Source organism: Pseudomonas sp. SDO55104_S430 (assembly GCF_054070595.1).
In genome coordinates, this window is record NZ_JBSVXG010000328.1 from 1 (window position 1) to 4,788 (window position 4,788).

General features: G+C 59.4%; 5 protein-coding genes. 2 read left to right on the forward strand and 3 right to left on the reverse strand.

The window, feature by feature from the left end; all coding sequences use genetic code 11:
* Positions 1-65: 65 nt before the first annotated feature.
* Positions 66-833 carry a DODA-type extradiol aromatic ring-opening family dioxygenase gene (locus ACW9JE_RS28680; RefSeq protein ID WP_457434672.1) on the reverse strand — a complete coding sequence of 256 codons (768 nt, stop codon included), beginning with the start codon at positions 831-833 and terminating at the stop codon, positions 66-68.
* Positions 834-935: 102 nt separating this feature from the next.
* On the opposite strand from ACW9JE_RS28680, the gene ACW9JE_RS28685 reads away from it, so the two are divergent.
* On the forward strand, positions 936-1,592 hold the full coding sequence (locus ACW9JE_RS28685) for a thiopurine S-methyltransferase (RefSeq protein ID WP_457434673.1): 657 nt from the start codon (positions 936-938) through the stop codon (positions 1,590-1,592).
* Positions 1,593-1,712: 120 nt separating this feature from the next.
* On the opposite strand, the gene htpX is transcribed toward ACW9JE_RS28685, so the two are convergent.
* Positions 1,713-2,603, reverse strand: a complete 891-nt coding sequence (gene htpX, locus ACW9JE_RS28690) for a protease HtpX (RefSeq protein ID WP_095061105.1) — start codon at positions 2,601-2,603, stop codon at positions 1,713-1,715.
* A gap of 307 nt (positions 2,604-2,910) precedes the next feature.
* Positions 2,911-4,122, reverse strand: coding sequence for a pyridoxal phosphate-dependent aminotransferase (locus ACW9JE_RS28695; protein WP_175376992.1), 1,212 nt, complete (start codon positions 4,120-4,122; stop codon positions 2,911-2,913).
* 227 nt (positions 4,123-4,349) lie between these two features.
* On the opposite strand from ACW9JE_RS28695, the gene msrB reads away from it, so the two are divergent.
* Complete coding sequence (gene msrB, locus ACW9JE_RS28700; RefSeq protein WP_224542028.1) at positions 4,350-4,745, forward strand: peptide-methionine (R)-S-oxide reductase MsrB; 396 nt, start codon at positions 4,350-4,352, stop codon at positions 4,743-4,745.
* The last annotated feature ends 43 nt before the right edge of the window (positions 4,746-4,788 follow it).

The following is a 4,788-nucleotide window of genomic DNA, read 5'->3' on the forward strand; positions in this document are numbered from 1 at the left end:
CACAATGGAATGCATTTCCCTGTGGGAGCGAGCCTGCTCGCGATGGGGGCGACTCGGTCTTCCGGTCAACCGAATCGATAAATGTCCATGCCCAACGCCCCCATGGTGAATCCCTGGTGGGCAATGCTGAAATCTCCCCCCGCACTGCGGGCAAAGTACAGCGGCAGCAAGTGCTCATCACTGGGATGATTGCGCACGGCGTTCGGCGCTTGCTGGCGATAATCGTGCAAGGCCGCTTCATCGTTGGCCGCCAGCTTCTCGATCATCCAGTCGCGGAACACCTGAGCCCAGGGTTCGACGCTTTCAGGCCCCGCGTGCCAATCCAGCTCCCTCAGGTTGTGGGTAATGCTCCCGGAACCGATCAATAGGACGTCCTGCCCGCGCAGGCTGGCCAGGGCTTTGCCGACGCGGCTTTGCAGGGCTGGGCCGCCGCGAGTGGGCAGGGACACCTGAACGATCGGAATATCCGCTTGCGGATACATCAATTTCAGCGGCACCCAGACGCCATGGTCGAAAGGCCGTTGCGTGTCGACCCGCGCGGGAAGATCCGCGGCCTTCAGCAGCTCGACAACCTCTGCTGCCAATTGCGGTTGACCGGGGGCAGGGTATTGCACTTCGAACAGCGCCCTCGGAAAACCACCGAAGTCGTGCCAGGTTTCGGGCTGTGGATTGGCGCTGACCAGCAGTTCATGGCTTTCCCAGTGCGCGGAAACAATCACGATGGCTTTGGGCCTGGGCATCTGCGCCGCAAGGCGCTCGAGTGCCGGGCCACTGGCGCCGGGTTCCAGGGCCAGCATCGGGGAGCCATGGGATATGTACAGGCTGGGGAACATGAATGAGCTCCTGAGAGTTAAGATGCTCCATCTTCAATCAGATCATTGATCTAAATCTAATATAAGTTTTAGGGTGTTTTGATCGAATTTTCGGGGTTATTTATGCAGCCGGAATTTTGGCACAAGAAATGGGCGTCGAATCAGATCGGCTTTCACCTGCCGCAGGTGAACCCCTATCTGCGACGGTTCTGGCAACAGATGGATCTTGAAGACGGTGCGCGGGTGCTGGTGCCGCTGTGTGGCAAGAGCCTGGATCTGCTGTGGCTGGCGCACCAGGGGCATGAAGTCCTTGGGGTCGAGTTGTCGGAGAAGGCCGTGGAGGATTTCTTCGCCGAACACGGCTTCGATCCTGCCGTCAGTAAGCAGGGGCCGTTCAAGGTCTATCGGGCGGGTTCGATCGAGCTGTGGTGCGGCGATTTCTTCGCGCTGACGGCTGGGGATGTGGCTGATTGCTCCGCGCTTTATGACCGTGCCGCGCTGATTGCCTTGCCGCCTGCGATGCGCGAGCGCTATGCGGAGCATCTGAAGCGTATATTGCCCAGAGAGTCTCTCGGGCTGTTGATCACCCTGGATTACGATCAGGAACAGATGTCCGGGCCACCATTTGCTGTGCTCGATGAGGAAGTGCAGAGCTTGTTCGGGGATTCGTGGGCGTTGAAGATCCTGGAGGATCAGGACGTGCTGAGCGAGAGCGGGAAGTTTCTGGAGGCCGGTGTTACGCGGCTTGAGGAGCGGGTTTATCGGGTTTCCAGTCGGTAATTGTCTTGAATGATATGGCCTCATCGCGAGCAGGCTCGCTCCCACAGGGGGTGAGGTGAACCCAAAGCCGATAAAAAAGGCCCGCATCGCTGCGGGCCTTCTTGTTTGTTTCAGAGCTTCTTAGCCCCGGCGGCGAGCCAGTGCATCGATACGCTCTTCCAGCGGCGGGTGGCTCATGAACATGCGCGCGAACCCTTGTTTGATGCCACCGTTGATGCCGAAGGCGTTCAGGGTGTCGGGCATGTGCACCGGCAGGCCCTGTTCCGCACGCAGGCGCTGCAAGGCACCAATCATTGCGGCGGTGCCGGCCAGGTTGGCTCCGGCTTCGTCGGCACGGAATTCCCGTTTGCGCGAGAACCACATGACGATGGAGCTGGCCAGGATACCCAGGACCAGTTCGGCGAAGATGGTCGCCACGTAGTAGGCAATGCCCTGGCCTTCTTCGTTCTTGAAGATCACCTTGTCGACGAAGTTGCCGATGATCCGCGCAAAGAACATCACGAAGGTGTTCACCACACCCTGGATCAGCGCCAGGGTCACCATGTCGCCATTGGCCACGTGACCGATCTCGTGGGCCAGAACGGCTTTCACTTCATCCGGCGAGAAACGTTCGAGCAAGCCCTGGCTGACGGCAACCAGTGCATCGTTCTTGTTCCAGCCGGTGGCGAAGGCGTTCGCCTCGTAGGCCGGGAAAATCCCGACTTCCGGCATCTTGATCCCGGCTTCCCGGGACAGTTGCTCGACGGTTTGCAGCAGCCACTGCTCGTGACGGGTACGTGGCTGGGTGATGATCTGGGTGCTGGTGCTCATCTTCGCCATCCACTTGGAGATGAACAGCGAGAACAGGGAACCGGCGAAACCAAAGACCGCACAGAAAATCAGCAGCTGATTGAGGTTGAGATCAACCCCATTGGCCGCCATGAACCCGTTAAAGCCGAAAAGGCTCAGGGTGATGCTGGCAATCAGCACGACCGCCAGGTTAGTGGCCAAGAACAGCAGGATGCGCATCATGGTTGTAGAAATCTCCTTTTGCTAAAGATGTAGCGTGATGCGGGGTATATAAGGTGATGCACCGGGGTATTCAACCGGGTGACTATTTCAAACTGTGTCCTACGGCAATAGCTTAGCTGCTTGCAGGATATTTCCGAGGCCAAGGCGAGAAGGGTTTTCGAGGCGATGCAGGTCCCAGGCCCTGTAGTTGTTGGACGCAAGCAGGCAGTGGGTTGTTTGTCGAGGGGGAGGGAAGCCTGACGCAAGCATATGTTGCTGAATGAATCACCGTGCGATGGCGCGTGGACATCGCACGGTGACAGCTCGCTTACTGGCGGTAGGACTTGAGGAAGTTGCCGATTCGGCCGATGGCCATTTCCAGGTCATCGACGCGAGGCAGGGTCACGACGCGGAAGTGATCCGGCCACGGCCAGTTGAACGCCGTTCCTTGCACGATCAGCAGTTTTTCGGAGAGCAGCAGGTCGAGGACGAATTTTTCGTCGTTGTGGATCGGGCAGACTTTCGGGTCGATGCGCGGGAACGCGTACAGCGCACCCATCGGTTTGACGCAGCTGACGCCGGGAATGTCGTTGAGCAGTTCCCAGGTGCGGTTGCGCTGCTCGAGCAGACGTCCTGGCGGCAGCACCAAATCGTTAATGCTCTGATAGCCCCCCAGCGCGGTCTGGATCGCGTGCTGGCTCGGCACGTTGGCGCACAGGCGCATGTTGGCCAGCATGTCGATGCCTTCGATGTAGCTCTGGGCGTGGTGTTTTGGCCCGGAGATGGCGATCCAGCCGGAGCGGAAACCGGCGACGCGATAGGATTTGGACAGACCGTTGAAGGTCAGGCACAGCAGGTCCGGCGCCAGGGACGCGGTGCAGATGTGCACGGCATCGTCGTACAGGATCTTGTCGTAGATCTCGTCGGAGAACACCACCAGGTTGTGCTGGCGGGCCAGTTCCAGCATGCCCAGCAGCACTTCCTTGGAGTACACCGCACCCGTCGGGTTGTTCGGGTTGATGATCACCAGGGCCTTGGTGTTCGGGGTGATCTTGGCCTTGATGTCTTCCAGGTCCGGCCACCAGTTGGCCTGCTCGTCGCACAGGTAGTGCACCGGATTGCCGCCCGACAGGCTCACGGCCGCGGTCCACAGCGGATAGTCAGGGGCCGGCACCAGCACTTCGTCGCCGTTGTTGAGCAGGGCCTGCATCGACATCACGATCAGCTCGGAAACGCCGTTGCCCAGGTAGATGTCTTCAATGCCGACGCCTTCGACCTGCTTTTGCTGGTAGTACTGCATCACGGCCTTGCGCGCACTGAACAGGCCCTTGGAATCGCTGTAGCCCTGGGCGGTCGGCAGGTTGCGGATCACGTCCTGGAGGATTTCGTCCGGCGCTTCGAAACCAAACGGCGCCGGGTTACCGATGTTCAGCTTGAGGATGCGATGGCCTTCCTCTTCCAGGCGTTTGGCGTGCTTGAGCACCGGGCCGCGAATGTCGTAGCAGACGTTGGCGAGCTTGTTCGATTTGCTGACCTGCATGGCGATGTGTTCCTGAAAATGAACGATCCAGGCGGCGAGTGAACAACCGTACTGGGAATCCTGCGTAATCTCACAGGCCTGACGCCTTGTGAGGCTGCACCCGTAAATCCGTTTGAATGCGCGTGGTCCGGCTGCCAGACTGGCGTTTTGACGAGGCGCAATCATACGTGCCGCCCGATCCGTGGAAAAGGTACAGATCGGGCTTTTTCAGCTACCGAGGTGTGACGATGGAAAAGTTGGAAAAAACCCTGGAAGAATGGAAAGCCATGCTCGACCCGGAGCAGTACAACGTGTGCCGCCTCAAGGGCACCGAGCGGCCGTTCTCCGGCAAATACAACGACAGCAAGGTCGACGGGATCTACCACTGCATCTGCTGCAACGAGCCGTTGTTCGATTCGAAGACCAAGTTCGATTCCGGCTGCGGCTGGCCGAGTTTCTATGCGCCGATCGGCGACAGCGCCATGACCGAAATCCGTGATGTCAGCCACGGCATGATCCGCACCGAAGTGGTCTGCAGCAAATGTGACGCGCACCTGGGCCATGTGTTCCCCGATGGCCCGCCGCCGACCGGCCTGCGGTATTGCATCAACTCGGTGTGCCTGGACCTGGTACCTCGCGCATAAACCCCGCCCTGTAGGAGCACGGCTTGCCGGCGAAAGCCTTCTT